Annotated in this window: 24 protein-coding genes; 11 read left to right on the top strand and 13 right to left on the bottom strand. The window is 71.5% G+C overall.

Going from position 1 to position 25,888, the window contains the following annotated elements; all coding sequences use genetic code 11:
- Positions 1–48 precede the first annotated feature (48 nt).
- From frmR to fghA, 3 genes are all read left to right on the top strand, one after another.
- Positions 49–324: a formaldehyde-responsive transcriptional repressor FrmR gene (gene frmR / locus PSEJ35_RS0103755; protein WP_028916631.1), complete on the top strand. Its 276-nt coding sequence runs from the start codon at positions 49–51 to the stop codon at positions 322–324.
- Between the two features lie 64 nt (positions 325–388).
- Positions 389–1,507, top strand: coding sequence for an S-(hydroxymethyl)glutathione dehydrogenase/class III alcohol dehydrogenase (locus PSEJ35_RS0103760; protein WP_028916632.1), 1,119 nt, complete (start codon positions 389–391; stop codon positions 1,505–1,507).
- Between the two features lie 125 nt (positions 1,508–1,632).
- A complete protein-coding gene (gene fghA, locus PSEJ35_RS0103765) occupies positions 1,633–2,517 on the top strand; it encodes an S-formylglutathione hydrolase (RefSeq protein ID WP_028916633.1) in 885 nt (294 codons plus the stop codon).
- 13 nt (positions 2,518–2,530) lie between these two features.
- Here fghA and PSEJ35_RS0103770 read toward each other — a convergent pair whose 3' ends face one another.
- From PSEJ35_RS0103770 to PSEJ35_RS0103800, 7 genes are all read right to left on the bottom strand, one after another.
- Complete coding sequence (locus PSEJ35_RS0103770) at positions 2,531–3,217, bottom strand: ATP-binding domain-containing protein (protein ID WP_028916634.1); 687 nt, start codon at positions 3,215–3,217, stop codon at positions 2,531–2,533.
- A 1-nt stretch (position 3,218) separates the two neighbouring features.
- Positions 3,219–3,563, bottom strand: a complete 345-nt coding sequence (locus tag PSEJ35_RS0103775) for a hypothetical protein (protein WP_028916635.1) — start codon at positions 3,561–3,563, stop codon at positions 3,219–3,221.
- A gap of 64 nt (positions 3,564–3,627) precedes the next feature.
- Positions 3,628–4,569, bottom strand: coding sequence for a DegV family protein (locus tag PSEJ35_RS0103780; RefSeq protein ID WP_028916636.1), 942 nt, complete (start codon positions 4,567–4,569; stop codon positions 3,628–3,630).
- Positions 4,570–4,646: 77 nt separating this feature from the next.
- Positions 4,647–5,279, bottom strand: coding sequence for a DsbA family protein (locus tag PSEJ35_RS0103785; RefSeq protein WP_028916637.1), 633 nt, complete (start codon positions 5,277–5,279; stop codon positions 4,647–4,649).
- 82 nt (positions 5,280–5,361) lie between these two features.
- Positions 5,362–5,685: a DUF1761 domain-containing protein gene (locus tag PSEJ35_RS15295; RefSeq protein ID WP_084635415.1), complete on the bottom strand. Its 324-nt coding sequence runs from the start codon at positions 5,683–5,685 to the stop codon at positions 5,362–5,364.
- Positions 5,686–5,745: 60 nt separating this feature from the next.
- The gene (locus PSEJ35_RS0103795) at positions 5,746–7,008 is read right to left on the bottom strand and encodes an amidohydrolase family protein (protein WP_232207575.1); all 1,263 of its coding nucleotides are present in this window, start codon (positions 7,006–7,008) and stop codon (positions 5,746–5,748) included.
- A 32-nt stretch (positions 7,009–7,040) separates the two neighbouring features.
- Complete coding sequence (locus PSEJ35_RS0103800) at positions 7,041–8,486, bottom strand: amidohydrolase (RefSeq protein ID WP_028916639.1); 1,446 nt, start codon at positions 8,484–8,486, stop codon at positions 7,041–7,043.
- Between the two features lie 189 nt (positions 8,487–8,675).
- On the opposite strand from PSEJ35_RS0103800, the gene PSEJ35_RS0103805 reads away from it, so the two are divergent.
- The gene (locus PSEJ35_RS0103805; protein ID WP_028916640.1) at positions 8,676–9,215 is read left to right on the top strand and encodes a DUF924 family protein; all 540 of its coding nucleotides are present in this window, start codon (positions 8,676–8,678) and stop codon (positions 9,213–9,215) included.
- A gap of 337 nt (positions 9,216–9,552) precedes the next feature.
- Here PSEJ35_RS0103805 and grxD read toward each other — a convergent pair whose 3' ends face one another.
- On the bottom strand, positions 9,553–10,479 hold the full coding sequence (gene grxD, locus PSEJ35_RS0103810) for a Grx4 family monothiol glutaredoxin (protein ID WP_028916641.1): 927 nt from the start codon (positions 10,477–10,479) through the stop codon (positions 9,553–9,555).
- A 74-nt stretch (positions 10,480–10,553) separates the two neighbouring features.
- Between grxD and PSEJ35_RS0103815 the strand changes: the two genes are divergently transcribed.
- Positions 10,554–11,333 (top strand): polysaccharide deacetylase family protein, encoded by a 780-nt coding sequence (locus PSEJ35_RS0103815; RefSeq protein ID WP_028916642.1) that lies wholly within the window; start codon positions 10,554–10,556, stop codon positions 11,331–11,333.
- Positions 11,330–12,019, top strand: a complete 690-nt coding sequence (locus PSEJ35_RS0103820; protein WP_232207568.1) for an NAD-dependent epimerase/dehydratase family protein — start codon at positions 11,330–11,332, stop codon at positions 12,017–12,019. Before PSEJ35_RS0103815 ends, PSEJ35_RS0103820 begins: the two co-directional genes overlap by 4 nt.
- 115 nt (positions 12,020–12,134) lie before the next feature.
- On the opposite strand, the gene PSEJ35_RS0103825 is transcribed toward PSEJ35_RS0103820, so the two are convergent.
- The 4 genes from PSEJ35_RS0103825 to PSEJ35_RS0103840 form a co-directional block, all read right to left on the bottom strand.
- Positions 12,135–12,341: a hypothetical protein gene (locus PSEJ35_RS0103825; protein WP_028916644.1), complete on the bottom strand. Its 207-nt coding sequence runs from the start codon at positions 12,339–12,341 to the stop codon at positions 12,135–12,137.
- Between the two features lie 99 nt (positions 12,342–12,440).
- Positions 12,441–13,148 (bottom strand): methyltransferase domain-containing protein, encoded by a 708-nt coding sequence (locus PSEJ35_RS0103830; RefSeq protein WP_051412469.1) that lies wholly within the window; start codon positions 13,146–13,148, stop codon positions 12,441–12,443.
- Positions 13,148–13,801: a GDSL-type esterase/lipase family protein gene (locus tag PSEJ35_RS0103835; protein ID WP_028916646.1), complete on the bottom strand. Its 654-nt coding sequence runs from the start codon at positions 13,799–13,801 to the stop codon at positions 13,148–13,150. Before PSEJ35_RS0103835 ends, PSEJ35_RS0103830 begins: the two co-directional genes overlap by 1 nt.
- Positions 13,802–15,079 (bottom strand): aminotransferase class I/II-fold pyridoxal phosphate-dependent enzyme, encoded by a 1,278-nt coding sequence (locus PSEJ35_RS0103840; RefSeq protein WP_028916647.1) that lies wholly within the window; start codon positions 15,077–15,079, stop codon positions 13,802–13,804.
- A 292-nt stretch (positions 15,080–15,371) separates the two neighbouring features.
- Between PSEJ35_RS0103840 and rsgA the strand changes: the two genes are divergently transcribed.
- The 3 genes from rsgA (at position 15,372) to PSEJ35_RS0103855 (ending at position 18,593) form a co-directional block, all read left to right on the top strand.
- Positions 15,372–16,490: a ribosome small subunit-dependent GTPase A gene (gene rsgA, locus PSEJ35_RS0103845; protein ID WP_028916648.1), complete on the top strand. Its 1,119-nt coding sequence runs from the start codon at positions 15,372–15,374 to the stop codon at positions 16,488–16,490.
- Between the two features lie 76 nt (positions 16,491–16,566).
- Positions 16,567–17,859: a flavohemoglobin expression-modulating QEGLA motif protein gene (locus PSEJ35_RS15300; RefSeq protein WP_051412470.1), complete on the top strand. Its 1,293-nt coding sequence runs from the start codon at positions 16,567–16,569 to the stop codon at positions 17,857–17,859.
- Between the two features lie 98 nt (positions 17,860–17,957).
- Positions 17,958–18,593: a response regulator transcription factor gene (locus tag PSEJ35_RS0103855; RefSeq protein WP_028916649.1), complete on the top strand. Its 636-nt coding sequence runs from the start codon at positions 17,958–17,960 to the stop codon at positions 18,591–18,593.
- Positions 18,594–18,599: 6 nt separating this feature from the next.
- Here the strand turns inward: PSEJ35_RS0103855 and PSEJ35_RS0103860 are convergent, their stop codons facing one another.
- Positions 18,600–21,254: a hybrid sensor histidine kinase/response regulator gene (locus tag PSEJ35_RS0103860; protein ID WP_028916650.1), complete on the bottom strand. Its 2,655-nt coding sequence runs from the start codon at positions 21,252–21,254 to the stop codon at positions 18,600–18,602.
- A gap of 133 nt (positions 21,255–21,387) precedes the next feature.
- Here PSEJ35_RS0103860 and PSEJ35_RS15305 point away from each other — a divergent pair, with 133 nt between their 5' ends.
- Both PSEJ35_RS15305 and PSEJ35_RS0103870 read left to right on the top strand, forming a co-directional pair.
- Entirely contained in the window at positions 21,388–22,758 is a 1,371-nt protein-coding gene (locus tag PSEJ35_RS15305) for a dicarboxylate/amino acid:cation symporter (RefSeq protein WP_051412471.1), read from the top strand.
- A 37-nt stretch (positions 22,759–22,795) separates the two neighbouring features.
- Positions 22,796–25,888, top strand: a complete 3,093-nt coding sequence (locus tag PSEJ35_RS0103870; protein ID WP_028916651.1) for a TonB-dependent receptor — start codon at positions 22,796–22,798, stop codon at positions 25,886–25,888.

Here is a 25,888-nt window from a genome sequence, read left to right on the forward strand (position 1 = left end):
GTGTGATACCATACCCCAGTATCGGATCGAGCCACGATGGAGCCCCGCGTGCCGCACAGCGCCCATGAGAAGAAGCGTGTCCTGACCCGCGTCCGCCGCATCCGCGGCCAGCTCGAGGCCCTGGAGCGCGCGCTGGAAGCCGGCGCCGACTGTGGCGCGGTGCTGCAGCAGATCGCCGCCGTCCGCGGCGCGGTCAACGGCCTGATGTCGGGGGTGATGGAGGCGCACATCCGCGAGGAGTTCGGCCAGCCGGCCAGCTCCAGCGCGCAGCGCCAGGCCCGCGTCGCCGAGATGACCGCGCTGGTCCGTTCGTACCTGAAATGAGCGGCCGGCGCGTGCGCCGCCCGCCTTCCGCAATCCGCAATCCGCACCCCCAGGAGTCCATGCCATGAAATCCCGCGCCGCCGTCGCCTTCGGTCCCGGCCAGCCCCTGCAGATCGTCGAGATCGACGTCGCCCCGCCCCGGGCCGGCGAGGTGCTGGTGAAGATCACCCACACCGGCGTCTGCCACACCGACGCCTTCACCCTCAGCGGCGACGACCCGGAAGGCCTGTTCCCGGTGGTGCTGGGCCACGAGGGCGCCGGCATCGTGGTCGAGGTGGGCGAGGGCGTGACCAGCGTGAAGCCGGGCGACCACGTGATCCCGCTGTACACCGCCGAATGCGGCCAGTGCCTGTTCTGCAAGAGCGGCAAGACCAACCTGTGCGTGGCCGTGCGCGCCACCCAGGGCAAGGGCGTGATGCCTGACGGCACCAGCCGCTTTTCCTACAACGGCCAGCCGATCTACCACTACATGGGCTGCTCCACCTTCTCCGAGTACACCGTGGTGGCCGAGGTCTCGCTGGCCAAGGTCAACCCGCAGGCCAACCACGAGCACGTGTGCCTGCTCGGCTGTGGCGTGACCACCGGCATCGGCGCGGTCCACAACACCGCCAAGGTGCAGGAAGGCGACAGCGTGGCCGTCTTCGGCCTGGGCGGCATCGGCCTGGCTGTGATCCAGGGCGCGCGCCAGGCCAAGGCCGGGCGCATCATCGCCATCGACACCAACCCGGCCAAGTTCGAGCTGGCGCGCCGGTTCGGCGCCACCGACTGCATCAACCCCAAGGACTACGACAAGCCGATCCAGCAGGTGGTCATCGAGATGACCGGCTGGGGCGTAGACCATTCCTTCGAGTGCATCGGCAACGTCAACGTCATGCGCGCGGCGCTGGAATGCGCGCACCGCGGCTGGGGCCAGAGCGTGATCATCGGCGTGGCCGGCGCCGGCCAGGAGATCAGCACCCGTCCGTTCCAGCTGGTCACCGGCCGCAAGTGGATGGGCACCGCCTTCGGCGGGGTGAAAGGCCGTTCGCAGCTGCCGGGCATGGTCGAGGACGCGATGGCCGGCAAGATCGAGCTGGCGCCGTTCGTTACCCACACCATGCCGCTGGAGCAGATCAACACCGCCTTCGAGCTGATGCACGAGGGCAAGTCGATCCGCTCGGTCATCCGGTACGGCACAGCCTGAGTAGCAGGCTGTGCCTCCCCGCTTTCCTTGCAACCGAATCCCCTGCGGCCGCCGCCGCGCCCCCTTTTACCAAAGGGGGCTATCCGGTCGGAGAGCTGGCAGGGGAATCCATGAGACGAATTCCGATGGAACGTATTGAACACCGCGCCTGCTTCGGCGGCTGGCAGGACGTGTACCGGCACCGCTCGCAGGTGCTGGGCTGCGACATGACCGTGGGCGTGTACTACCCGCCGCAGGCCGAGCACGGCCCGTGCCCGGTGCTGTACTGGCTGTCGGGCCTGACCTGCACCGAGCAGAACTTCATCACCAAAGCCGGCGCGCAGCGTTACGCGGCCGAGCACGGCATCATCCTGGTCGCCCCGGATACCAGCCCGCGCGGCGACGACGTGCCGGACGCGGACGGCTACGACCTGGGCAAGGGCGCCAGCTTCTACCTCAACGCCACCCGCGAGCCGTGGGCGAGGCACTACCGGATGTACGACTACATCGTCGAGGAGCTGCCGGCCTGGGTCGAGGCCGACCCGGCCGCCAGCGACGTGCGCGCGATCGCCGGCCATTCGATGGGCGGGCACGGCGCGCTGGTGGTGGCGCTGCGCAATCCCGGGCGCTACCGCAGCGTGTCGGCGTTCTCGCCGATCGTGGCGCCGTCGAAGGTGCCGTGGGGCGAGAAGGCGTTCAGCGCCTATCTCGGCGACGACCGCGAGGCGTGGAAGGCCTGGGACGCCTGCGAACTGCTGAAGACCGCGCAGGAGAAGCTGCCGCTGCTGGTCGACCAGGGCGGCGACGACGAGTTCCTCGACACCCAGCTGCGCCCGCAGCTGCTGCAGGCCGCGGCGGTGACCGCCGGCCATCCGCTGCAGCTGCGCATGCGTCCCGGCTACGACCACAGCTACTACTTCATCGCCAGCTTCATCGGCGAGCACATCGCCCACCACGCCGCGGCGCTGCACGGCGAGGCGCGCGAACACGCCGGCGTCGCCCACCAGCACGACGGCTGCTGCGGCCATTGAACCACGGCGGTGCCTAGGCGGCCTGGCCGGCCAGGCGATAGTCGGTGAAGGCGTAGCGGCCGTTGCGCAGGACCATGTCGCCGCGCTCCAGCACCAGGGGCGCGGCGAACATCGGTCCGGCCCAGGCGCAGGTGTGGAACTCGCCGTTCTCGCCGCAAGGATCCACGCCCGGCGGCAGCGCATCGAGGAACCCCGCGTCGAAATCGCGTCCGGCGAAGCCGGCGTCCAGCTGCGCGGTATCCACGCAGCTCAGGCAGGCGCGCAGGCCGCCGGCCTGCATCTCCCGCGCCAGCGCCGCGGTGTCGCTGCCGAACAGCGGCACCAGCAGTTCCCAGCCGGCCTCCGCCAGCCGCTGTTCGCGCCAGGCGCGGATGTCCTCGAGGAACAGGTCGCCGAAGGCGGCGTGGCGGATCCCCGGCCAGCGGGCCTGCGCCTGCTCCAGCACCGCGTGCATCGCCGAAGCGTAGGTGGCGTTGTCGCACCGGGCCGGGATCGACACTTCCAGCAGCGGCAGGCCGGCAGCGCGCGCCTGCGCCTGCAGCACCTCCCGGCGCACGCCCTGCAGCGAGGCACGGCCGTCCTCGCGGGTGACGGTGGACAGCAGGCCCACCACCTCGAAGTCGGCGCGCTGGTGCAGCACGTGCAGCGCCCACGCCGCGTCCTTGCCGCCGCTCCAGGCCAGCAGTACCTGCGCGGCCATGTCAGCCCTTGCTGACGTTGCGCATTTCCCAGCGGTTGCCCGCCAGCAGGCGCAGGCGGTGCTGGAGGATGTCGCCGGGGATTGAGGTCCGCGCGACCAGGTTGATCGACAGGTCGCGCTGTTCGCCGGTGACGGTGGCGGTGGGGTCGGTGACGCCCAGCGCCGGGTCGACCTTGTCCGGTTCCGGCTGCAGCGCCCGCCAGCGCTCGAACAGCGCCGGCGTGCGCAGCGCCTCCTGCAGCTGCTCGGCGAAGGCCTCGGCGCCGTTGGCGGTGAAGGCCAGGGCAGGCTCGCTGCCCCGGGCCTGTGCGGGATCGGGCAGGCGGATCTGGTAGCGGACGGTCATGGCGTGTTCCGTGGGGACCTGGCTCCATCCTGCCAGATGCGCCGCGAAACCGGCGTGGGCATGCTCAGGCGAACTTGTGCGGCGGGGCGGCGAAGCCCACCACCACCGCGCCCTTGCCGACGTTGACCATGCCGGTCAGGCTCATCACGCTCTCGAACACCTCGACCTTGCTGGCCTCGCAGGTATCGAGCAGGCGCGCGTAGCCGGGCAGGGCGCGCAGCTCGGACAGTTCGCCGCCATAGCTGATGCACAGCGTCGGCGTCAGCAGGCCGGCCTGGATGCGTTGGACGGTGAAGTCGAACAGCTTCTGCACCGCCGGCTCGAAGCCCTTGACCTTGCCCGCCGGCGCGGTCTCGCCGCGGTTGCAGTGCAGGACCGGCTTGATGTCCAGGGCGGTGCCCAGCGCGGCGCTGAACAGGCTCACGCTGCGGTCGCCCTTGTTGCGGGCGCGGTTGCGCAGGTAGTACAGGTCCCGCGGCACCATGTAGCCGTGGGTGTGCAGGGCCAGTTCCTCCAGCCGCTCGCGGATCTTCTGCACGTTCTCGCCGGCCTCGCGCATGCGCACCGCCTCGACCACGGCCACGCCCTGCGCGGCGAACAGGTTCTGGCTGTCGATCACCCGCAGCGCGAACGGCGTGTTGTGCCCGGCCGACTGCCGGATCGGCTTGTAGTCGTTGAGGATGGCGAAGCTGGCCTGCACCGCGTGCTCGTGGATCGGGCTGCGGGTCTTGGTGAGGGTCAGGCAGAACACGTGGTCGTAGTCGACCACCAGCTTGCCCAGGAACAGGTCGCGGATCTGCTCGACCGAATACGGGATGGTCTCGGCCTCGTGGCCGCGTTCGGCCACGTGCGCGTGCAGGAAGCTCAGCGTGGCTTCCTCGTCGCGGTGGTCGGCAAGGACCGCATCGCCGATGCGCACCGTGATCGGCAGCAGGACGATGTTGTTGCGCTCGATATACCCGGCCGGCAGGTCGCAGGCCGAGTCGACCACGATTCCAATGCGCATGAGCCCCTCCCAAGGCATGCTCTGGAACGTGAACCCTATCGCAAATCAGGCGACCCGTGGCAAGCGCCCGGGGCCGGTCAGCGGCGGCGCTCGATGCCTACCGGTATCAGGCCGACGCCGGCCAGCGGACCGCGTTCGAGCAGGCCCGGATCGTCGAGCACGGCCAGCATCAGGTCGTGGCTCTCGTTGCCCCGGAACAGGTCGCCGTCCACCGCCAGCGTGGGTACGCCGAACACGCCGGCCGCCAGCGCCTGGTCGGTATTGGCGCGCAGCCGGTCCTTCACCGCCGGGTCGGCGATGGCCGCCGCGGCGTCGTCGATGCCCAGCGACGCGGCGATGCCGGCCAGGGCTTCGGCCGCGTCCAGCATCCGGCCGTCGCACCAGACCGCGTCGAACAGCGCGTCGATCGCCGCCATCGTGGTGCCGGCGGCCACGCACAGGCGCAGCGCCGGCAGCGGATTGAACGGGTGTTGCGGCGGGAACCGCATTGGCACGCCTTCGCGCCGCGCCTGCCACAGCGCCTGGCGGTAGATGAAGTCGCGCTTCTTCGGGATCTCGGCTGGACTGCGCTGCCCGAGCGCGGCCAGCACCGCACCGAACACGATCGGCACCGGCCGCACGCGGCCGGCGTTCACCAGCGGCCGCATCTTCCGCCAGTGCAGGTAGGAGAACGGCGAGACGAAATCGAAGTACCAGTCGGCCTGGGCCATCACCCTCCTCCGCTCAGTGCCACAGGCCCAGCAGCAGTCCGTACAGGGCGAACTGCAGGCTGTGGTAGCCGCCGTCGATCAGCTACATCTTCAGCGAGCGGCCGGCGAACAGGTAGTTGATGGCGAAGCTGCTCGCCACCCAGCCGGCGCCCACCACCAGGCCGGTACCCGCAGCCCGCGCCAGCTCCGGCGCCGGACCGAGGAACCAGGCGAACACGGCTGCGGCCACCAGGCTGGCCACGAACGCGCCGCCGAACACCCTGGCCGGATGGCCGCCGGGCTTGTCCGGGTCGATCCCGGCCTCGCGGCACCAGGCCAGGCGGAACAGCGGGCCGTACCAGACGCCGCCCAGCACGAAGGCCGAGACCGCCGCTGCCAGCACCGCCCACAGGTTGATCCCGTCCATCGCGTTCCTCCACTGGGGTCCCGGCGCAAGCCTGCGGCCTGCGCCCGGAGGCGGCAAGGCTCAGCGCGTGTAAGCCGGCGGCAGGCCGGACTCGCCACTGCCGCGCAGGTAGCGGTCGCGCAGCTCGGTCTGGCGCGAACGCATTGGCATCGCCCGTCCGCCCAGCCACACCTGCTCGGCGGTGTTGATCACGTCCAGCGGATCGCCGCTCCACAGCACCAGGTCGGCGCTCTTGCCCACGGCGATCGTGCCGAAGCGATCGTCGACGCCGAACGCCTGCGCCGGCACCCGGGTCAGGCCGGCCAGGCCGGCTTCCCAGGGCAGGCCGTTGGCCACGGCGTTGCCGGCCAGCTGGCGCACCTTGCGCGCGTTGTGCGAGGCGTCGCCGGCCTGGGTGAAGCCGACCTCCACGCCGGCGGCCTGCAGCATCGCCGCATTGCGCATCGTCGCGCCGATCTGGTCGAAGTTGCCCGGCAGGTTGGCCAGCACGTCGACGAACACCGGTACCCGCGCCGCCGCCAGTTGCGGCGCCAGCTGCCAGGCCTCTGCGCCGCCGGCGATGGCAATCTTCACCTTCTCGCGCGCGGCCCAGCGCAGCAGCTGGCGGATGTCGGCAGCGCGGTCGACCTTGGCCACGATCCGGCCCTCGCCGGCGAGGAAGCGCGCCAGCACCGCGCGCCCGGCCGGGGTGAGCAGGGCGTGCGGCGAATCGGCCGGCACCCGGCCGCGCGCCTCGGCGACCAGCTGGTCCAGCAGCATCCACTGCGCCGCGCGCGACTTGCCGCTGAGCTCGGCGGCGCCGGCGCCCAGGCGGATGAACAGCGCCTTCGGCCCGACCGGATCGGCGCTGCCGTCCAGGCGGATCACCCCGCCCTGGCCGGCGACGAAGCTGTGCCCGTTGTCGGCGGCCAGCAGGGTGAAGCCGATGCCCTCCACGCGCGCCACCGGCACCAGCACCGAGGCCGGGTTGTAGGCCAGGGTGACGTCGAACTCCGGACGCACCGGCTGTTCGGAAAGCTTGAGCTCGCCGTCGACGGTCGGCGCCTCGCCCGATACCTCCTCCAGGCCGATGTCGGTGATGCCGCCGAACAGCGCCGGGGTTAGCGGACGGCCGTTGGCTTCGACCACAAGCACCCCGGCCGGCGCGGCCAGGCCGGTGCCGACGGCGCGGATCACCCCGCCCTGCACCAGCACGTCTGCGCCGGCCAGCGTGCCCTGCGCGCCGGCGGTGTGCACGGTGGCGTTGCGCACCAGCAGGTCCTGGGCGAAGCCGGGCACGGCCAGCGCGGCGAGCAGGCCGGTGGCCAGGCAGGCGCGCGCCAGGCGCGCCAGCGGACGGAAACGGATGCGGCGGCTCACAGCACACCTCCCGGGGCGGCGGCCGGCTGGCCGAGCAGGAAATCCGAACGCGGCTGCCGCGATGGATCGTTGCGGTCGAACACACGCGCGCCGTCGATGTAGACCTGTTCGGCCTGCGCGTAGGAACTGAACGGGCTGCGGTTCCACACCACCACGTCGGCGAGCTTGCCCGGCTCCAGGCTGCCGGTGCGGTCGGCCACGCCGAGGGCGCGGGCGGCGTTGGAGGTCAGCCAGCGGATCGCGCGCTCCGGCGGGATCTCAATGCCGGCGCGGCGCGCGTTGGCGATCACCTTGGCCGCTTCCTGGTTGAGGCGCTGGATGCCTTCCTCCGAGTCGGAGTGCACGATCGCGCAGCTGTTGGCCGGGCGGTCGACCAGGGCGATGTTCTCCTGGATGCCGTCGAAGGCTTCCATCTTGAAGCCCCACCAGTCAGCCCACAGCGCGCCGCAGATGCCTTCCTGGGCGAGCCGGTCGGCGACCTTGTACGCCTCCACGCCGTGGTGGAACGCGGAGATCGTGAAGCCGAACTCCTTGGCCAGGTCGATCATCGTGGTGATCTCGTCGGCGCGGTAGCAGTGGATGTGCACCAGGATGTCGCCGTTGATCGCGCCGGCGAGGGTGTCGAGCTTGAGGTCGCGCTTGCCGCCGGCATCGCCGGAGCTGTCCTCGTCGCCGGAGCCGGACTGCCACCAGCGCCGTTTCGGCGCGTCCTTGGGCTTGCCGGCGCCGTTCTTGCGCAGGTACTCGCTGGCGTCGATGAAGGCGGCGCGGTAGCCGGCGACGTTGCCCATGCGCGTGGACGGGGCGGTGCCCTTGCCGCCGTAGACGCGCTTGGGGTTCTCGCCGCAGGCCATCTTCAGGCCCCACGGCGCGCCGGGGAACTTCATTGCCTGGTAGGTGGTGGCCGGCACGTTGCGCAGGGTCACGCCGCGGCCGCCGACCAGGTTGGCCGAGCCGGGCAGGATCTGCAGGGTGGTGATGCCGCCGGCCAGCGCCGCGGCGAAACCCGGGTCCTGCGGCCACACCGAATGTTCGGCCCAGACGTTGGCGGTGACCGGCGCGGTCATCTCGTTGCCGTCGCTGTGCGCCTTCATGCCCGGGCTGGGGTACACGCCCAGGTGCGAGTGCACGTCGATGATGCCCGGGGTGATCCACTTGCCGGTGGCGTCGACCACGCGCGCGTCGGCCGGCGCCTGCAGGCCGGTGCCGACCGCGGCGACGCGGCCGTCGCGCATCAGCACGTCGGCGCCGTCCAGGCGCTCGCCGGTGCCGGTGAGCACGGTGGCGTTGCGCAGCAGCACCGGTTCGGACGGCAGCGGCCGGTAGGTGCTCGGATACGGGTCTTCGGTGAAGCGCGAGGCCGCGGAGGCAGCCGTCGCGGCACCGCAGGTGGCCAGGCCGATGAAGGCCAGGCACGCAGCGGCGAGCGGCAGGTGTCGCATGGTGTTTCCCCTGGACGGACGCAAGGCCACCGAAGCTAGCGGGCAGGCGTGGATCGCGCAATGTGCCGATGGTGGGATCTTGCGCACAAAGCGTGCGCCGGACGCGGGCGCGCGCACCGGCCCCGGCGGCCGTTACCCGGCGAAGCGGCTGGGTGTGGCAGGCTGTCGCGGAGTCGGGAGGAGAGGGCGATGCAGACGACGGCAGCGGAGGTGGTGCGGTTCTGGCGCGAGGCGGGCGTGGCGGCGTGGTTCCGCGGCGGCGAGACGTTCGACCGGCAGTGCGAGGTCCGCTTCCTGCAGGCGCACCTGGCCGCCGCGCGCCGCGAGCTGGAAGACTGGCTGGAGCATGCCGAGGGCGCGCTGGCGCTGCTGCTCCTGCTCGACCAGATCCCGCGCAACGTGTTCCGCGGCAGCGGCCATGCCTTCGCCACCGACGGCCTGGCGCGGCTGTACGCCGACCGCGCGCTGGCCGCCGGCCACGACCAGGCCTTCGAGCCGGCGCTGCGCGCGTTCTTCTGCCTGCCGTTCGAGCACTCGGAGGATCCGGCCGACCAGCAGCGCTCGGTCGACCTGTTCGAGGCGCTGGGCGATCCGCAATACGCCGACTACGCGCGCCAGCACCAGGAGGTGATCGCCCGTTTCGGCCGCTTCCCGCACCGCAACCGCGCGCTGGGCCGGACCAGCACGGCGGAGGAGCAGGCGTGGCTGGATGCAGGTGGCGGGTTCTGAGGGGCCACGCTCGGGCGCGGCATCGCACGAGCCGCGCCGACAGCGGTGCCGCGATCGCCCCACAGGCGTCCGCGAGACACACCCGATGCATCACGATCCGCCGGTTGTCGCGCGCCATTCCCCGGATGCGCTTCGCTTATCCGGGCTACACCCGAGGCCCGCTCCCGCAGGCAGACGCGAGCACTCGTAGAGTCGGGCTTGCCCGACTCCCCCGCCGGATGTCCCAACGCCGGCGAAAGGCAGCGGGGCAAGCCCCGCTTTACACAAACACGGGCGCCGGATAAACGAAGAGCGGGACAAGCCCGCTCTCCGGTGTCGCTGCGTCTGGTGGCGCGGCTCAGTAGCGCGGCACGCTGCCGTCGACTTCCTGCGCCCAGCGGTCGATGCCGCCTTCGACGTTCAGCACGTTGCTGAAGCCCTTGCGGCGGAACTCTTCCGCCGCCTGGCCGCTGCGGCCGCCGCGGTGGCAGAGGAAGGCGATGCGCGTGTCCTTCGGCAGCGACTCCAGGTCCAGGCGGCCGCTGCCGTCGAAGGTGCGGTGGGGCACCGCGACGGAGGCGATGGCGCGCTCCTCCGGCGGCCGCACGTCGACCAGCACCAGCTCGCCGCTGCGCACCTGGCGGTCGGCCTCGGCCGGGGTGATGGCCTGCACCGGCTTGGGCGCATTCGGGTTGTCGATCGCCAGGCCCTGGCCGCGGAAATCGTCGACCCAGTCGATGGTGATGCCGTTGGCGCGGCGCGCGCTGGCCGGATCGAACTGGATGCGCAGGCCCTGGGTCTCCACGGCGATGGCGTTGTCGTTGCGCGGGGCGATCTGGAAGCGCGGCTGGAAGCGCGCGTCGATCGACAGCGCCAGCGCGGCGTTGCCGGTGTCGGCCAGGGCGCCGCGCAGCTTCTCGGCGGCCGCGGCGGTGACGGTGACCTGCGGCGGGGTGCGGTCCGGCTCGGGCACGCCCAGCAGCTGCGACAGCTCGCCGCTGGCGGCCATCTGCTCGATGATGTCGCTGCCGCCGATCAGCTCGCCGTCGACGTACAGCTGGGGGATGGTCGGCCAGTTGCCGAACACCTTGATGCCCTCGCGGATCTCCGGGTCGGCCAGCACGTTGACGTGGGCGTACTCCACGCCCAGGTCCTCCAGCACGCCGCTGGCCTTGGCCGAGAAGCCGCACTGCGGCATGCCCGGCTGGCCCTTCATGAACAGCACGACGCGGTTGGCCTGGAGCAGCGATTCGATGCGCGAACGCAGGGCGGGATCGAGGGACATGGGGGAACTCGCAAACGGAAAGGGAACCGGGCGGGCCCGGGCCGGCCATTCTACCCCCGTGGCATGATGCGCCGATGAGCGCCTCGGCAACGCTGCATCGCATTCCGCGCCGCCCGGGTGCCTGGTGGGCCTGGCTGCTGCTGTCGCAGCTGGCGGTGGCGCTGCTGTGGTGGCGGCTGGGCTGGGCCTGGGGCCTGCCGGCGCTGGCCCTGTCGCACCTGGCCTTCCTGCTGCCGGTGTTCCTGCCGCGTTCGGCGCTGTACCTGCCGGTGCTGTCGCGGCTGCCGGCCGCCGAGCGGTTGGTGTGGCTGACCATCGACGACGGCCCCTCCGACGACACCGCGGCGATCCTGGATGCGCTGGACCGGCACGCCGCGCGTGCGACCTTCTTCCTGGTCGGCGAGCGCGCGCGGGCGCGGCCGGCGCTGGTGGCCGAGATCCTCCGCCGCGGCCATGCCATCGGCAACCACACCCACACCCATCCGTCGGCCCGATTCTGGGCGCTGGGGCCGCGGGCGATGGCCGCCGAGGTCGGCCAGGCGCAGCGGGCGCTGGCCGAGCTGGCGGGCGTGGCGCCGCGCTGGTTCCGGTCGGTGGCCGGACACAGCAACCCGTTCCTGGCCGCGCCCCTGCGCGAACACGGCCTGGCCCGGCTGGCCTGGACCGCGCGCGGCTACGACGCGGTCGATGGCGATCCGGTGCGGGTCCTGCAGCGGATCGGCCGCGACCTGCGGCCGGGCGCGATCGTGCTGCTGCACGAGGGCGCCGCCCACGGCCGCAGCGTGGAAATCGTCGAGGGCGCGCTGTGCCTGCTGGCCGAGCGCGGTTACGCCACGGTGGAACCGCCGCAATGAACACCGTGCCCGGGATCGATGGCCTGCGCGAGCCCCCGCCGATGGCGCCGCGACGGATCCTGCTCGCCGGCGCCACCGGCCTGGTCGGCCGCCACGTGCTCGACCTGCTGCTGGCCGACCCGCGCGTCGGCCAGGTGGTCGCGCCGGTGCGGCGGCCGCTGCCGGCGCATCCGGAACTGCTACAGCCGCAGGTGGACTACGACGCGCTCGACGCGGACGCGCCCTGGTGGGACGTCGATGCGGTGGTCTGCACGCTGGGCACGACCATGGCCCAGGCCAGATCGCGCGAGGCCTTTCAGCGCGTCGACCACGACTATCCGCTGCGCGTGGGTGAACTGGCGCGGCGCCATGGTGCGAAGGCTTACGCGCTGAACTCGGCGACCGGCGCCGATCCGGGCTCGATGTTGTTCTACAACCGGGTCAAGGGGGCGGTCGAGCGCGGCCTGGCGGCGCTGGGCTTCGAGTCGTTCACCTGCGTCCGCCCTGGCCTGATCGGCGGCAACCGCCAGGAGACGCGCCGCGGCGAACGCGCCGCGCTGGCGGTGCTGCGCGTGGCAGGTCCGCTGCTGCCGCGCGCCTGGCGGATCAGCCCGGCAGCGCGGATCGCCGCAGCGCTGGTGGAGGCGGCGGTCGAGCCCGTGCCCGGCCGGCACGTCGTCGCCGCGGCGGAGCTGGCCGCGCCCTGAGCCACTGCGGCATCGGAGCTGGCCTGCGCTGATCCGCCGCAACGTCGGTGCGCCTGATCCGCTGCGCAAGCGGAATGGTCGACCGGGTCCGCTCCCCAGCGACAGCGCCGCTGCCTTACGGCTGCCCGGGTGGTGCCTGCGACGCCGCCAGCAGGCGCTGGCGCTTCTGCTCGCGCCGCTGCCGCTGGCGATGGCGGTAGAGCACGGCGCCGCCGATGAACAGCCACAGGCCCAGCACGATGCGCAGCGGGTCGAGGCTGGCCATCACCAGCAGGCCGGACAGCTGGGCGATGACGGCGAGGTTGAGGACGAGGTCTCGCATCGGGGCGCTTCCCTGCAGCATGGATAGAGGACGCCAGTCTCCCGCGCGCCCCGCGCCTCCGCCATCAGGAAAGTCCGATATCGCCGTCGGAATGCACCGCTAGTCGCGCGTGGCCACGATCAGCCAGTTGTTGAACGGCGTGTTGCCGGACAGCGGCGCGAAGCTGCTGCGCAGGCCGGCCGCCTCGAAGCGCGCGCGCAGCGCGTCGGCGTCCGGATAGTGGCGCGGGGCGGCGTTCATCCAGCCCAGCAGGCGCGCCAGGTGGTCGGTGGTGCGGGTGATGCGTGCGCGCCGGCTGCCGTCGTCCAGGCCGGTGCGGATCACCAGCTTCGCGCCCGGCTCCAGCATGCCGGCCATCGCGTCCACCACGGCCAGCTGCCGCTCGGGATCGAAGAACTGCAGCACGTCGAGCATGGCAACGCTGCCGCGGTGCGGCGGCAGCTGGCGCGACAGGTCCAGGGTCTCGAAGCCGGCATCGGCCAGTCCGCTGCGCGCGGCGGCGCGGCGGGCGGCGGCGATCTTGCCCGCGTCGTTGTCGACGCCGAAATAGCGCAGGCGGTTGCCGTCGGCGTGCAGCGCATGGGCCAGCAGGCCCAGCCCGCAGCCCAGGTCGAGCAGCGGCGCGGTGGTGCCGCGCAGCGCGGCGCACACGCCCGGATACAGCGGGTCGCTGCCGAGCTTCGCCTTGGCGTAGTAGTAGTGGTAGCGGCTGCCGAGCAGGGTACCGGGCAGGAACGCCTCGGCGATGTACCGGGCGTGCCTGCGCGGCAACGGCCGCGGCGTGGCGTCGGCGGCGGGTGCAGCCATCAGCGCAGCACCTCGCGCGCGGCGGGCAGGGCCAGCGCCGCCCACAGCGCGTACATCGCCGCGGACGGATGCAGGCCGTCGTCGGCGAGCATCTCCACTTCGCCGCCGCGCTCGCGGCTCACCGGGGCGATGTCGATCCAGCGCGCACCGGCGCGCGCGGCCTCCTCCCGGCATAGCGCGTTGAAGCCGTCGATCTGCGCGGCGACCAGCGCCGCATCGCGCTGCTGCGCGAACGCGAACGGAGTGACGCCCCAGTCCGGGATCGCCAGCACCAGCACCCGCCGCGGGTCGCCGCCGGCGAAACCGGCCGCGCGCCGCAGCAGCGCGGCGAACTGGCTGCGGAATTCGTCCAGCGGGCGGCCGCGGTACTGGTTGTTCACCCCGGCCAGCAGGCTTACCAGCGCGTGATCGCCGGCGACCGGCGCCTGCGCGTGCGCGGCGTCGATGCCGGCGTCCAGCTCATCGGTGGTCCAGCCGGTCGTGGCGATGATCCGCGGCTCGCCGATGGCGAAGCCCTCGGCGCGCAGCGCCGCGGCCAGCTGCACCGGCCAGCGGCCTTCGGGCGCGACGCCCTCGCCGATCGTGTAGGAATCGCCCAGCGCCAGGAACGCGGGCAGGGGAGCGTCGGTCGGGACCTCGGCGGCTGCCGTCATTCAGGCCGCCGCGTTGCGCGAGCGTGCTTTCAGCGGCACCACCTTGGTCGCCGCCTCGGCGCGGCGGCCGAGCGCGCGGTCGATGCGCGCGAACACCTCGCGCATCAGCCCGGCCTCGGGCAGCAGGGTGACGCGGAAGTGGTCGCGGTAGGGCACGTTGAAGCTGGAGCCGGGCACGATCAGCACGTCCTCGGTTTCCAGCAGCTCCAGGGCGAAGGCGTGGTCGTCGAAGCCGCGCGCGGCCGGGCCGACCACGCCGGGGAACGCGTAGAGCGCGCCCTTCGGTTCGACCAGGCGCAGGTGTTCGCTGGCGGCGCACGCTTCCACCACTGCACGGCGGGTTTCGTACAGGCGCCCGCCCGGCGCGCACAGCCCGCTGATCGTGTCCGGACCGTTGACCGCCGCCTCGATCGCGTACTGGCCGGCGACGTTGGCGCACAGGCGCAGGCCCGACAGCAGGTCCAGCGCGTTGCGGTAATCGGCCGTGCGCGCCGCCGAGCCGGTGAGGATCGCCCAGCCCACGCGCCAGCCGCAGGCGCGGTGCACCTTGCTCAGGCCGGAGAAGGTGATGCACGGGTGGTCGCCGGCGATCGGCGCCAGCGGCACGAACTGCGCGCCGTCGTACAGCACCTGGTCGTAGATCTCGTCGACGAGCAGCAGCAGGTCGTGGCGCTGCGCGATCGCCACCAGGCGTTCGAGCAGTTCCTTCGGGTAGACCGCGCCGGTCGGGTTGTTCGGGTTGATCAGCACGATCGCGCGGGTGCGCGAGGACACCAGCGTCTCGACCTGCACCGGATCGGGCATGAAGCCGTTCTCCGGGGCGCAGTGGTAGTACACCGGGCGACCGTCGTTGAGGATGGTCGCGGCCGACCACAGCGGGTAGTCCGGCGAGGGCACCAGCACCTCGTCGCCCGGGTTGAGCAGGGCGCGCAGGGTCATGTCGATCAGCTCGGACACGCCGTTGCCGACGAACACCCGGTCGGTGTCCACGTGCGGCGCGCCGCGCCGGCGGTAGGCCGCGGCCAGCGCCTCGCGCGCGGCCGGCAGGCCGAGCTGGTGGGTGTAGGGATCGGTATGGTCGATGTCGTCGACGATCGCGCGCTGCAGGTGCGCCGGCGCGCGGAACCCGAATGCGCCCGGGTTGCCGATGTTGAGCTTGATCAGGGTGCGCCCTTCCGCCTCGAGCGCGTGGGCTCGCCGGTTCAGTTCTCCGCGGATCTCGTAGCGGACTTCTGACAGGCGCTCGCGGACGCGGAGCGTTTTCTCGGTGGCAGGCATGACGGCGGGGCGGCACGGACAGGGAATCGCGATGGTATCGGAAAAAGCGCGCGCAAGTGCCCGGATTCCCGATGTTTTGCGCGACGTTCGGCGCCGGTACGGTTTCGGCTGGAACCGTACCGGGGCGGGCTAGCCTGGACGGTCGGCGGGAAACGTTTCCGGCGCGCCGGCAGGGCCGGGACCCGTGACGGGGTCCGCGCTCGTGCCGTCTCCGTGGTGGCGGGCCGGTCCGTGGCGGTCCGGCGACAAGCGTCCCGGCAGGCGGGGCGGGCAGCGCTCTACAATGCCGCCCATGGATCATGCCGCCCCCGACTTCGCCTCCCTGCGCCAGATCGGCTGGCCCTGGGCCGGCGCCGCCGAGGATCCGGCCTGGCAGGCCCTGGCCGGGGCCCATCCCGGCGCGCGCCCGGCGCGGGTGATCGAACAGCACCGCACCGGCTACGTGCTCGCCGACGGTCCGCAGGGCGGCTTCCGCGCCGAATCGCCGCCGGAATGGCAGCGCCGCCCGGTGTTCACCGCCGACGGCGTGCCGCTGCACGAGCGCGCCGCGGTCGGCGACTGGGTGCTGCAGGATGGACGCCGCATCCTTGCCCTGCTGCCGCGGCTGACCGCGATCAAGCGTGCCGCCGCCGGCGAGCACTACCAGCAGCAGGTGATCGCGGCCAACGTCGATACCGCCTTCGTGGTCTGCGGCCTGGACGCGGATTTCAACCCGCGCCGCATCGAACGCTACCTGCTGCTCGTGGGCGGCGGCGGCGTGCAGCCGGTGGTGGTGCTGACCAAGGCCGACCGCGAGGGCGCGGACGTGGACGCCGCGCTGGCCGCGCTGGCCGACGTGCGCGCCCAGGGCGTGCCGGTGCTGGCGCTCAATGCGCGCGACCCGTTCACCGCCGAGGCGCTGTCGCCGTGGCTGGGCCCGGGCCGCACCGCGGTGCTGGTCGGTTCCTCCGGCGCCGGCAAGTCGACCGTCACCAACACCCTGCTCGGCGAGGAGCGGATGAAGACCGGCGCGGTGCGCGAGCACGACTCGCGCGGCCGCCACACCACCACGCATCGCGCGCTGATCGCGCTGCCTTCCGGCGCCTGCCTGATCGACACGCCGGGCATGCGCGAGCTCAAGCCCACCGGCGAGGAAGAACTGGCCGACGGCGGTTTCGCCGACATCGAGGCACTGGCCGCGCAGTGCCGCTTCAGCGACTGTGCGCACCGCGCCGAGCCCGGCTGCGCGATCCGCGCGGCGATCGCGGCCGGCACCCTCGATGCGGCGCGCGTGGCCAATTACCTGAAGCTGCGCGACGAGGTCGCCGGCGCCGCCGACCGTCTGGCCACGCGGCTGGCGCAGAAGGCCGACGCGCGCGTGCAGAACAAGGCCCTGCGCAAGCGCCTTGACCAGAAATACCCGCGCCGCTGAGTCGCGGCCGGCCGGCGTTGCCGCCTGGCGGCGGCACCCGGTCTAAACTCGCCGCATCGCCCCCGCCGGACGCCGCATGCCACGTCCCGACGTCATCGCCCGCCATGCCGAGCTGGACGCCCGCCTGGTCCGCGCGGTGCGCGGGATCCGCCTGCTCGGCCTGGCCAGCTGGCCGGCGGCGGTGCAGGCCGGCTTCCTCGACGCCTGGCGCCAGGGCAATGCACGGCTGCCGGATGTGGTCTATCCCCGGCTGGATTTCGCCGACGAGCGCGCCGAGCTGCAGGCGATCGCCGTGGCCGCCGATCCGGACGAACCGCTGGGCCAGTACCTGCGCGAATCGGCCGCCAGCTGGGAAAGCGCCGCGCGCCTGCTCGAATCGCTGGGCACGCCGCAGGCCTGCACCGAATCGATGGCGCTGTTCGGCCGCCCCGACCAGGCGCTGCCGGGCGAAGGCCCGACCACCCGCGAGGCCGCCGGCCACTTCATCCAGATCGCCGGCGAACTGGACCACGAACTGCTCGCGCCGGAGGAACAGGTGCCGGTCTCGGCCACGGCGCTGGCGCTGCAGCTGCAGGGCGACCTCGACGAGTTCTTCGGCAGCCGCGTGATCACCGTGGAGCTGGATCCGGAGCTCATCGCCAAGGCCGCCGCCGGCGCGACCCGCATCCGCCTGCGCGCCGGCGCCGCCTTCAGCGACTACGACCGCCGCCAGCTGTTCCACCACGAGGCGCTGGTGCATTCGCTGACCGCGCTCAACGGCCGCACCCAGGGCCGGCTGCCGAGCCTGGCGCTGGCTTCGCCACGGGTCACCGCCACCCAGGAAGGCCTGGCGACATTCGCCGAGCAGATCACCGGCAGCATCGACATCGAGCGGATGAAGCGGATCAGCCTGCGCATCGAGGCCATCGCACTCGCGCTTGAAGGTGCCGACTTCCTGCAGGTGTTCCGCTACTTCCTCGCCGCCGGACAGAACGAGGCGGAAAGCTTCGCCTCGGCGCAACGCGTGTTCCGCGGCGTGCCGCTCACCGGAGGCTGCGCCTTCACCAAGGACACCGTCTACCTGCGCGGCCTGATCGGCGTGCACACGTTCTTCCGCCGCGCGCTGCAGCGCGACCGCCTGCGCCTGTGCCGCTGGCTGTTCGCCGGCAAGATGACCCTGGCCGACGTGGTCCGCTTCGAACCGCTGTTCGCCGACGGCACGCTGTCGCCGCCGCGCTGGCTGCCGCCATGGTTGGAACGGGCCAGCGGCCTGGCCGGGATGCTCGCCTTCTCGCTGTTCGCCAACCGCATCCGCATGGACCGGATCGACGAGGGCCTGCTCGGGCGCCGGCCGCCACGCATGGACGACGCCGGCGCGAAGCAGAGTTAGGCCGGCGCTGGTCGCGCAGCGGCCCATCCGGGCACACCGCCTGATGCTTTCGTACTAGGTCGGCACGGGAGCAGGTGACCCGTGCCAAACTTCGGCCCATGGCCCCGACCATCCTGGTAGCCGACGACCATCCGCTGTTCCGCGCCGCCGTGTTGCACGCCCTGCACGAATCCCTGCCGGGCGCGTGCATGGTCGAGGCCGCATCCGCTTCCGGGCTCGCGCCGGCCATGGCCGCGCATCCGGAGATCGAACTGGTCCTGCTGGACCTGGCGATGCCAGGTGCGCGTGGCTTCTCCTCGCTGGTGTGGCTGCGTGGCGAATGCCCGGAGGTGCCGGTCGTGGTGATCTCCTCCAACGACCATCCGCGCACCGTGCGCCGTGCCCAGCAGTTCGGTGCGGCCGGCTTCATTCCCAAGTCCTCGCCGGCCGAAGCCATCGGTGCGGCGGTGGCGGCGGTGCTGGACGGGGGCACCTGGTTCCCGCCGATGACCGCCGAGCGCTCGGAGGCCGATGCCGCGCTCGCCGCACGCCTGGCGCAGCTGACTCCGCAGCAGATCCGCGTGCTGATGTGCCTGGCCGATGGCCTGCTCAACAAGCAGATCGCGCACGAGCTTGGCCTGGCGGAGAACACCGTCAAGGTGCACGTGACCGCGATCCTGAAGAAGCTCGACTGCCACAGCCGCACCCAGGCGGCGGTCATGGTCAAGGCGCTGGAGCACGAAGGCGAGGCCTGAACCGGCTCAGTGGCGGGCGGCCGAGCCGCGCAGCAGGAGCTGGGTCATCAATCCGCGCAATGCCGGCGGACGCACCGGCTTGGACAGGTAGCCCCAGCCGCGTTCTTCGGCCAGGGCGCGGACGGCCTCGTCGCGATCGGCAGTGACCAGCACCACCTGTGGGGGGCGCGGCCAATGGGCGGCGAGTTCGTCGAACAGCTGCGGCCCCCGCCACTCTCCGAGCTGCACGTCCAGCAGCATGAGCTGTGGCGCCTCGACGCCGGACGCGGCCAGGTCCAGCGCGCCCTGCGCGCCTGCGGCCAACGGCACCTGGCAACCCCAGCGTTCCAGCAGCGCACGCGAGGCTTCGCACACGCGGGCATCGTCGTCCACGCACCAGACCGTGCAGCCGTGCAGCAGCGAGTCGTCAGGGGCGGGCACCGGCAGTTCGGCCGACGCGCGGACGAGGGCCGGATCCCCGCGCGGGACCTCGATGCTGAACGCACTGCCGCGCCCGACCCGTGAGCGCAGGCCGATGGGGTGGTCGAGCAGGCGTGCGATCCGCTCGACGATCGCCAGGCCCAGGCCTGCGCCGGGCTCGGCGCTGCCGCCATCGTCCAGCCGCCGGAATTCCTCGAAGATTTCCTGCTGGCGATTCGGAGCGATGCCCGGCCCGGTGTCCAGCACTTCGATGCGGAGCCGGTCGCCGGCGCGGCGACAGCCGACCAGGATGCGGCCGCGGGCGGTGTAGCGCACCGCGTTCGACAGCAGGTTCTGCAGGATCCGGCGCAGCAGCGCTTCGTCGGTGCGCACCACCGCGCGGGTCGGTATCGACTCCAGTCGCAGGCCCCGCGAGGCGGCGAGGATGCCGAACTCCTGCGCCAGCGCCTGCAGCAGCGGCCCCAGTTCGAAGTCGCGAACGTCCACCTGGTAGGCGCCGGACTCCAGCCGGGAGATATCCAGCAGGCTGTTGAGGATCGCGTCCTGCGCCGCCAGTGCGTTGTCTGCGCGGTCGGCGGCCTGCAGGGCCTGCGGATCCTGCACGCGTCCGCGCAATGCGGACAGGAACATGCGCGCGGCGTTGAGCGGTTGCAGCAGGTCGTGCACCGCCGCGGCGACGAAGCGGGTCTTGTGCCGGTTCGCCCGCTCCGCTTCCTGGCGCGCCTGCTCCAGGTCGGCCGTGCGTTCGGCGATGCGTTTCTCCAGCGCATCGGCCAGCGAGCGCAGCTCGCGGGCGGTCGCCTTGTAGCTGGTGATGTCGGCGTAGCTGGTGACGAAGCCGCCGTCGGGCAGGGGATTGCCGCGGATCTCCAGCACCGTGCCGTCTTCCTTCTCGCTTTCGCGCAGGTGCGGCCTGCCGCTGCGCAGGTGGTCCAGGCGGCGCCGGATCGCCTCCTCGACCGGCCCGGGACCGAGCAGACCGCGGCGGGCGTTGAAGCGGAAGACGTCCTCGATAGGGCGGCCGACCTGGACCAGGTCGGGCGGGAAGCGGAACAGTTCGATGTAGCGGGAGTTCCAGGCGACGATACGCAGGTCCGCATCGATGATCACCACGCCTTGCGGAAGGTGCTGGAGGCTGCGCGCCAGGCCGGTCTCGGCCTGTTGCGCGGCCTGGACGATGCCGTCCTGGGCGGTGCGCAGCTCCCGGGCATGCTGCTGCAGCACCGCTTCGAGTTCGCGCCGGCTGCGCTCGCGCAGCGCCGCCAGTCGCCGCCTCTGCTGCACGAACAGCAGCAGGAACGACAAGGCCAGCCAGCCACCGCCGGCTGCCAGCGCGGCTCCGCGGGCGGCAGCCTCGATCGCCGCCGTGTCATGCAGCAGGTGCAGCTGCCATCCCTCGTCGGGCAGTTCGGTGGCCTGCCACAACACCGGGCCCGGCAGCTCCGGATCATCCAGGCGCAGGCGCACGGCGGCCCCGGACCTGGGTGGGTCGCCACGGAAATGCAACGGCTTCAGTTCCTGGTGGCCGTACTGTTTCGTGGCCGCAAGTTCGCGCAGGTCCGCCGCGCCCAGCGGGGCCAGGGTGCGGTAGCGCAGGCGCGGCTGGCTGGCCAGGAACACGACCCCGTGCTCGTCGCTGGCCAGGACCACGTCCTGGCCCTGCAGCCACTCCTGTTCCAGCGCGTCCAGCTCGATCTTGATGACGACCACGCCCGCGATGTCGCCGTCCGGGCCGGCGATGGCCTGGGACAGGAAGTAGCCGGGCTCGCCGGTCGTCAGGCCGATGCCATAGAACTGGCCCCGACCGTGGCGTAGGGCCTGCTGCACGTACGGCCGGAAGGCGTAGTTCTCGCCCACGTTGCTCGTCGGTTCGCGCCAGTTGCTGGCGGCGATGGCGATGCCGCGGCGGTCGATGAGGGTCAGGGTCGAGGCGCGGGTGACGCTGTTGGCTTCCTCCAGCCTGCGGTTGAGTTCCGCCTGCAGCCCGGGGGTGGGCGGCGCCACTACCGCGGCACGCAGCTGCGGGTCCAGGGCCAGCACTTCGGGCAGGGTGCGGAAGCGGTCGATCAGCTGCTGCAGGGCCTGGGTGTGCAGCTCGAGTTGGCGCTGGAGTTGCGCGGTTTCCTGGCGCATCGCACGCTGCCAGCCCCAGTGGTGGGCGGGCCACGCCATCGCCGCGACCCCGCCGAGGGTGAGCGCGAGTACGGACAGGACACGGCGGCGGCGATGGGTTCCCTGCATCGCCCCAAGTCTACGTGGGTACATCGCCCAGGACGTCCGCCTGCGGGGCTGCTAGTACCAATAGGTTATCGGCGCGCCGGGCGATGGCACGTACAACATGCGGGCCACGTCCCGTGCCGCCCGCAGTTCCCGCATGCCTCTGCACACGCCCACCGCACATGTCGAATCCCTGGCGCCTCCGCGCCGGCTGCCGCTGTACCGGCAGCTCTATTTCCAGGTCGTGGTCGCGATCGTGCTGGGCGCCGTACTGGGCCATTTCCAGCCGGAGTTCGCCGCTTCGCTCAAGCCCTTGGGCGACGCCTTCATCAAGCTGGTGAAGATGATCATCGCGCCGGTGATCTTCCTGACCATCGTCACCGGCATCGCCGGCATGACCCAGTTGCGCACGGTGGGCCGGGTCTTCGCCAAGGCGATGGCCTACTTCATGTTCTTCTCGACCCTGGCGCTGGTGATCGGCATGGTCGTGGCCCACACCGTGCAGCCCGGCGCCGGCATGAACATCAATCCGGCCGACCTGGACCAGGCCGCCGTGCAGGGCTACGTGCAGAAGTCGCACGAGCTGAGCCTGACCGGCTTCCTGCTCGACATCATTCCGCGGACGCTGGTCAGCCCGCTGGTGGGCGACAACATCCTGCAGGTGCTGTTCGTGGCGGTGCTGTTCGGTATCTCGCTGGCGCTGGTCGGTGACAAGGGCCGGCCGGTGCTGGACCTGCTCGAGGCCGTGACCACGCCGGTGTTCCGCCTGGTCCACATCCTCATGCGCGCCGCCCCGATCGGCGCGTTCGGCGCGATTGCCTTCACCATCGGCCGCTACGGCCTGGAGATGCTGGTCAACCTGGCCTGGCTGGTCGGCTCGTTCTACATCACCTCGCTGCTCTTCGTGCTGGTCGTGCTCGGCGCGGTCTCGTGGTGGTGCGGGTTCTCCATCCTGCGCCTGGTCCGGTACCTGAAGGCCGAGCTCCTGCTCGTGCTGGGGACGTCGTCGTCGGAATCGGCGCTGCCTTCGCTGATGGCGAAGATGGAGCGCGCGGGCGCCTCCAAGTCGGTGGTCGGCCTGGTAGTGCCTACCGGCTACTCGTTCAACCTCGACGGCACCAACATCTACATGACCCTGGCGGCGCTGTTCATCGCCCAGGCGACCAATACCGAACTGACCCTGGGCCACCAGTTGATGCTGCTGGCCGTGGCGATGCTCAGTTCCAAGGGCGCGGCCGGCGTCACAGGCGCCGGTTTCATCACGCTGGCGGCAACGCTGGCGGTGGTACCGGAAGTGCCGGTGGCCGGCATGGCGCTGATCCTCGGTATCGACCGCTTCATGAGCGAGTGCCGCTCGCTCACCAATTTCATCGGCAACGCGGTCGCCACGCTGGTGGTGGCGCGCTGGGAAGGCGCGCTGGACCGCACCGCACTGGCCGAAGCCCTGGGTGGCCCCGCGCCCCCGGTGGCGGCGCCGCCCGACCCGGCGGCCGGCCCTGGCGACAAGACCCGATTGACCGCCGACTGACGGCGGCGACACAGAGCTTCGGAGGAGGACCCCAACCATGCGTAGCATCGACCGCACCGCAGTGCGCGGTACATTGACCATCGCCCTGCTGGCCGGCGCCATCCAGGCTGCCCTTGCCCAGCAGCCGGTGGCCGCGCCCCAGGAGGCGCAGCAGCAGGAACAGGCACCGGAAGGGGGCGACACCCCGACCACGCTGGACCAGGTGGTGGTGGTCGGCTCGCACATCCGCGGCTCGGCGACCACCGAGGCGCTTCCGGTGGTGGTGTTGGGCGCCGAGGAAATCGACGCCGCCGGCGCGATCTCCGGCGACGAGCTGATGCGCAGCATCCCGCAGATGGGCGACGTGCTGTTCGATTCGTCCAACAACCCGCAGACCAGCAATGCCGCCCGCGGCGACGTCAACTCGGTCAACCTGCGCTCGCTGGGCGTGGGCAATACCCTGGTCCTGCTCAACGGGCGCCGCCTGGTGCAGCACCCCACCAGCCAGGGCACGTCCGATACCGGCACCGTGCCGGTGCAGAGCTTCAACTCCAACGCGATCCCGGTCTCCGGCCTGGACCGGATGGAAGTGCTGCTGGACGGTGCCGCCGCGATCTACGGCGCCGACGCCGTGGCCGGCGTGGTCAACACCGTTCTGCAGTCCGACTTCGACGGAGCCACCGTAAGCACGCGCTACGGCACCGCCGAAGGCACGAGCATGGACGAGTGGGAAGTCAGCATCTTCGCCGGCAAGAACTACGACCGCGGCAACGTGTCGGTGTTCTTCAACTACGTCGATCGTTCCGAGCTGTGGGCCGACGACCAGGAGTTCACCCGTTCGGACGACCTGCGCGACCTGTTCGCCGGCTATCCGGACTTCGCAGGCGTCACCGCGCTGGATGGCCGTTCGTCGCATACCCCGTGGGCACGCCTGAGCGTCGGCTCGCGGCCGGTGATCCGGTCCAACGGCGTGGCGGTCACCAACAGTTCCGGCGCATTCCACGTCAAGCCCGACACAGGCTACGGCGCCTGCGCGGTGGACTTCGGCGACGGCATGTGCCTGGGCACGGGCAACACCAACTTCAACACCACCCACCGCGACCTGCGCTACGACACCCGCCACGCCACCACGGTACGCCCGTCGGTCGAGCGCGTGAACACCTACCTGACCGGCCACTACGAGCTCACCGACCGCGTCGAGGCGTTCGGCGAGCTGGGCTTCTACCGGGCGGTCAGCGAGGCCGAGCAGCCGCCGGTGGTCAACCTCAACAGCATCTGGATTCCGGCCAGCAACTACTGGAACCCGTTCGGCGCGGCGACCCTGCCTGATGGCACGCCCAACCCGAACCGCCTGCCCGGCCTCACCAACGTGCCCGACGGGGGCCTCCCGGTCCTGCTCAGCAACTACCGCTTCGTCGACACCGGCTTCCAGCACGTGGAAGTGAAGAACTACCAGGCGCGCGTGCTCGCCGGCCTGCGCGGCGAGTGGAACGGCTTCGACTGGGAGACCGCGGTGACTTGGTCGGAGGCCGAGGCCGAGGACCATTCGCCGAACATCAACATGACCGCGCTGCAGAAGCAGCTGGCGCTGGCCACGCCCGATGCCTACAACCCCTTCAATGGCGGCTGCGTCGCGACCACCAGCTGGGGCGACTGCACGCCGAGCGCGCAGGCGGCGGTGGATGCCATCGTCTTCGACCTGGTGCGCAAGTCGCGCACGACCCTGGCGATGGCGGACTTCCGGATGAGCAAGGGCGACCTGTTCTCCTGGCGGGCCGGCGAGGTGGGCTTCGCGTTTGGCGCCGAGTTCCGCCGCGAGACCCAGGAGGACGACCGTGACGCGAACCTCGACGGCACCTACACCTTCACCGACATGGTCAGCGGCGAGACCAACCTGAGCAACGTCTCGGCGGTCAGTCCGAACCCGGATACCCGCGGTTCGCGCAACGTCGGTTCGGCGTACATGGAGTTCGCCGTGCCGCTGGTATCGCCGGACATGGGCATCCCGCTGGTGCGCAGCCTGGACATGCAGCTGGCCGGCCGCTACGAGCACTACTCCGACTTCGGCTCGGTGGCCAAGCCCAAGATCGCCCTGGCGTGGGACCTGGTCGACGGCCTGCGCCTGCGCGGTTCGTATTCGGAAGGCTTCCGCGCGCCGAACCTGGAGCAGACCCACGCCACCGAGTACGCGCGCCTGGCCAGCGGCACCGACTACGTGCGCTGCGAGGCCGACCTGCGTGCCGGGCGCCTGGACTCGATGACCGGCTGCGGCCAGAGCACCTCCGGCGCCTCGTTGCGCGTGGCCGGCAACCCGGACCTGGAGCCGGAGGAGAGCACCAACACCTCGTTCGGCGTTGTGTTCCAGCCGACCTTCCTGCCTGAAGGCATCGGCGAGGTCACCTTCACCGTCGACCGTTGGCGGATCAAGCAGGAGCAGATCGTCGGCCTGCTCGGCGCGCAGACCGCCTTGATCGTCGATTACCTGGCCCGGGTGAACGGTGGCAGCAACCCGCTGGTCATCCGCGCCGATCCGACCGAGGACGACATCGCCGCCTTCGCCGGCACCGGCCTGGCGCCGGTGGGCCAGGTGATCGCGATCAGCGACCGCTTCATCAACCTGCAGCCGCAGACGGCCGGCGGCCTCGACTTCGGCATGGACTGGTCGCTGCGCCGCACCCGCTTCGGCAACTTCCGGGTGACCCTCAACGCCAGCCGCCTGCTGGAGTTCACCCGCGATCCGGGCCCGATCGTCAACGAGCTCTACGCCGCGCGCGAGGCAGGCGTCATCGATCCGCTGACCCCGCTGCCTGATTCCAGCCAGCTGATCGGCCAGAACGGCCGTCCGGAATGGCGTGCCAGCAGTGCCTTCACCTGGAGCAAGGGTCCCTGGCGCGCCGGCCTGTCGGCGCAGTACATGAGCTCGTTCGAGCAGCCCGGCCTGCTCGGCGCCTCGGGCAACCCGTGGGTGGTGGAAGACCGCCTGGTCTTCAACTCCTACGGCCAGTACCGCTTCGCCGACAGCACCACCGTGCGCCTCGGCGTGCGCGACCTGACCGACGAAGGTCCGTCGCTGGCGGAGAACGGCTATCGCGGTTCGTTGCAGAATCCGTGGGGCCGCTACTGGTACGTCAACGTGAGCAGGTCGTTCTGA

Origin of the sequence: Pseudoxanthomonas sp. J35 (genome assembly GCF_000513995.1) — a bacterium.
In the GTDB taxonomy this organism is placed as follows: domain Bacteria; phylum Pseudomonadota; class Gammaproteobacteria; order Xanthomonadales; family Xanthomonadaceae; genus Pseudoxanthomonas.

Coding starts and splice junctions, on each gene's coding strand:
- PSEJ35_RS0103820 (WP_232207568.1), top strand. CDS start 11,330: ATGAACACCGTGCCCGGGATCGATGGCCTGCGCGAGCCCCCGCCGATG.
- PSEJ35_RS0103835 (WP_028916646.1), bottom strand. CDS start 13,801: ATGACGGCAGCCGCCGAGGTCCCGACCGACGCTCCCCTGCCCGCGTTC.
- PSEJ35_RS15295 (WP_084635415.1), bottom strand. CDS start 5,685: ATGGACGGGATCAACCTGTGGGCGGTGCTGGCAGCGGCGGTCTCGGCC.
- grxD (WP_028916641.1), bottom strand. CDS start 10,479: ATGTCCCTCGATCCCGCCCTGCGTTCGCGCATCGAATCGCTGCTCCAG.
- PSEJ35_RS0103805 (WP_028916640.1), top strand. CDS start 8,676: ATGCAGACGACGGCAGCGGAGGTGGTGCGGTTCTGGCGCGAGGCGGGC.
- PSEJ35_RS0103770 (WP_028916634.1), bottom strand. CDS start 3,217: ATGGCCGCGCAGGTACTGCTGGCCTGGAGCGGCGGCAAGGACGCGGCG.
- PSEJ35_RS0103780 (WP_028916636.1), bottom strand. CDS start 4,569: ATGCGCATTGGAATCGTGGTCGACTCGGCCTGCGACCTGCCGGCCGGG.
- PSEJ35_RS0103840 (WP_028916647.1), bottom strand. CDS start 15,079: ATGCCTGCCACCGAGAAAACGCTCCGCGTCCGCGAGCGCCTGTCAGAA.
- PSEJ35_RS15305 (WP_051412471.1), top strand. CDS start 21,388: ATGCCTCTGCACACGCCCACCGCACATGTCGAATCCCTGGCGCCTCCG.
- PSEJ35_RS15300 (WP_051412470.1), top strand. CDS start 16,567: ATGCCACGTCCCGACGTCATCGCCCGCCATGCCGAGCTGGACGCCCGC.
- PSEJ35_RS0103800 (WP_028916639.1), bottom strand. CDS start 8,486: ATGCGACACCTGCCGCTCGCCGCTGCGTGCCTGGCCTTCATCGGCCTG.
- PSEJ35_RS0103815 (WP_028916642.1), top strand. CDS start 10,554: ATGAGCGCCTCGGCAACGCTGCATCGCATTCCGCGCCGCCCGGGTGCC.
- fghA (WP_028916633.1), top strand. CDS start 1,633: ATGGAACGTATTGAACACCGCGCCTGCTTCGGCGGCTGGCAGGACGTG.
- PSEJ35_RS0103870 (WP_028916651.1), top strand. CDS start 22,796: ATGCGTAGCATCGACCGCACCGCAGTGCGCGGTACATTGACCATCGCC.
- rsgA (WP_028916648.1), top strand. CDS start 15,372: ATGGATCATGCCGCCCCCGACTTCGCCTCCCTGCGCCAGATCGGCTGG.
- PSEJ35_RS0103855 (WP_028916649.1), top strand. CDS start 17,958: ATGGCCCCGACCATCCTGGTAGCCGACGACCATCCGCTGTTCCGCGCC.
- PSEJ35_RS0103860 (WP_028916650.1), bottom strand. CDS start 21,254: ATGCAGGGAACCCATCGCCGCCGCCGTGTCCTGTCCGTACTCGCGCTC.
- PSEJ35_RS0103825 (WP_028916644.1), bottom strand. CDS start 12,341: ATGCGAGACCTCGTCCTCAACCTCGCCGTCATCGCCCAGCTGTCCGGC.
- PSEJ35_RS0103785 (WP_028916637.1), bottom strand. CDS start 5,279: ATGGCCCAGGCCGACTGGTACTTCGATTTCGTCTCGCCGTTCTCCTAC.
- PSEJ35_RS0103830 (WP_051412469.1), bottom strand. CDS start 13,148: ATGGCTGCACCCGCCGCCGACGCCACGCCGCGGCCGTTGCCGCGCAGG.
- PSEJ35_RS0103760 (WP_028916632.1), top strand. CDS start 389: ATGAAATCCCGCGCCGCCGTCGCCTTCGGTCCCGGCCAGCCCCTGCAG.
- PSEJ35_RS0103775 (WP_028916635.1), bottom strand. CDS start 3,563: ATGACCGTCCGCTACCAGATCCGCCTGCCCGATCCCGCACAGGCCCGG.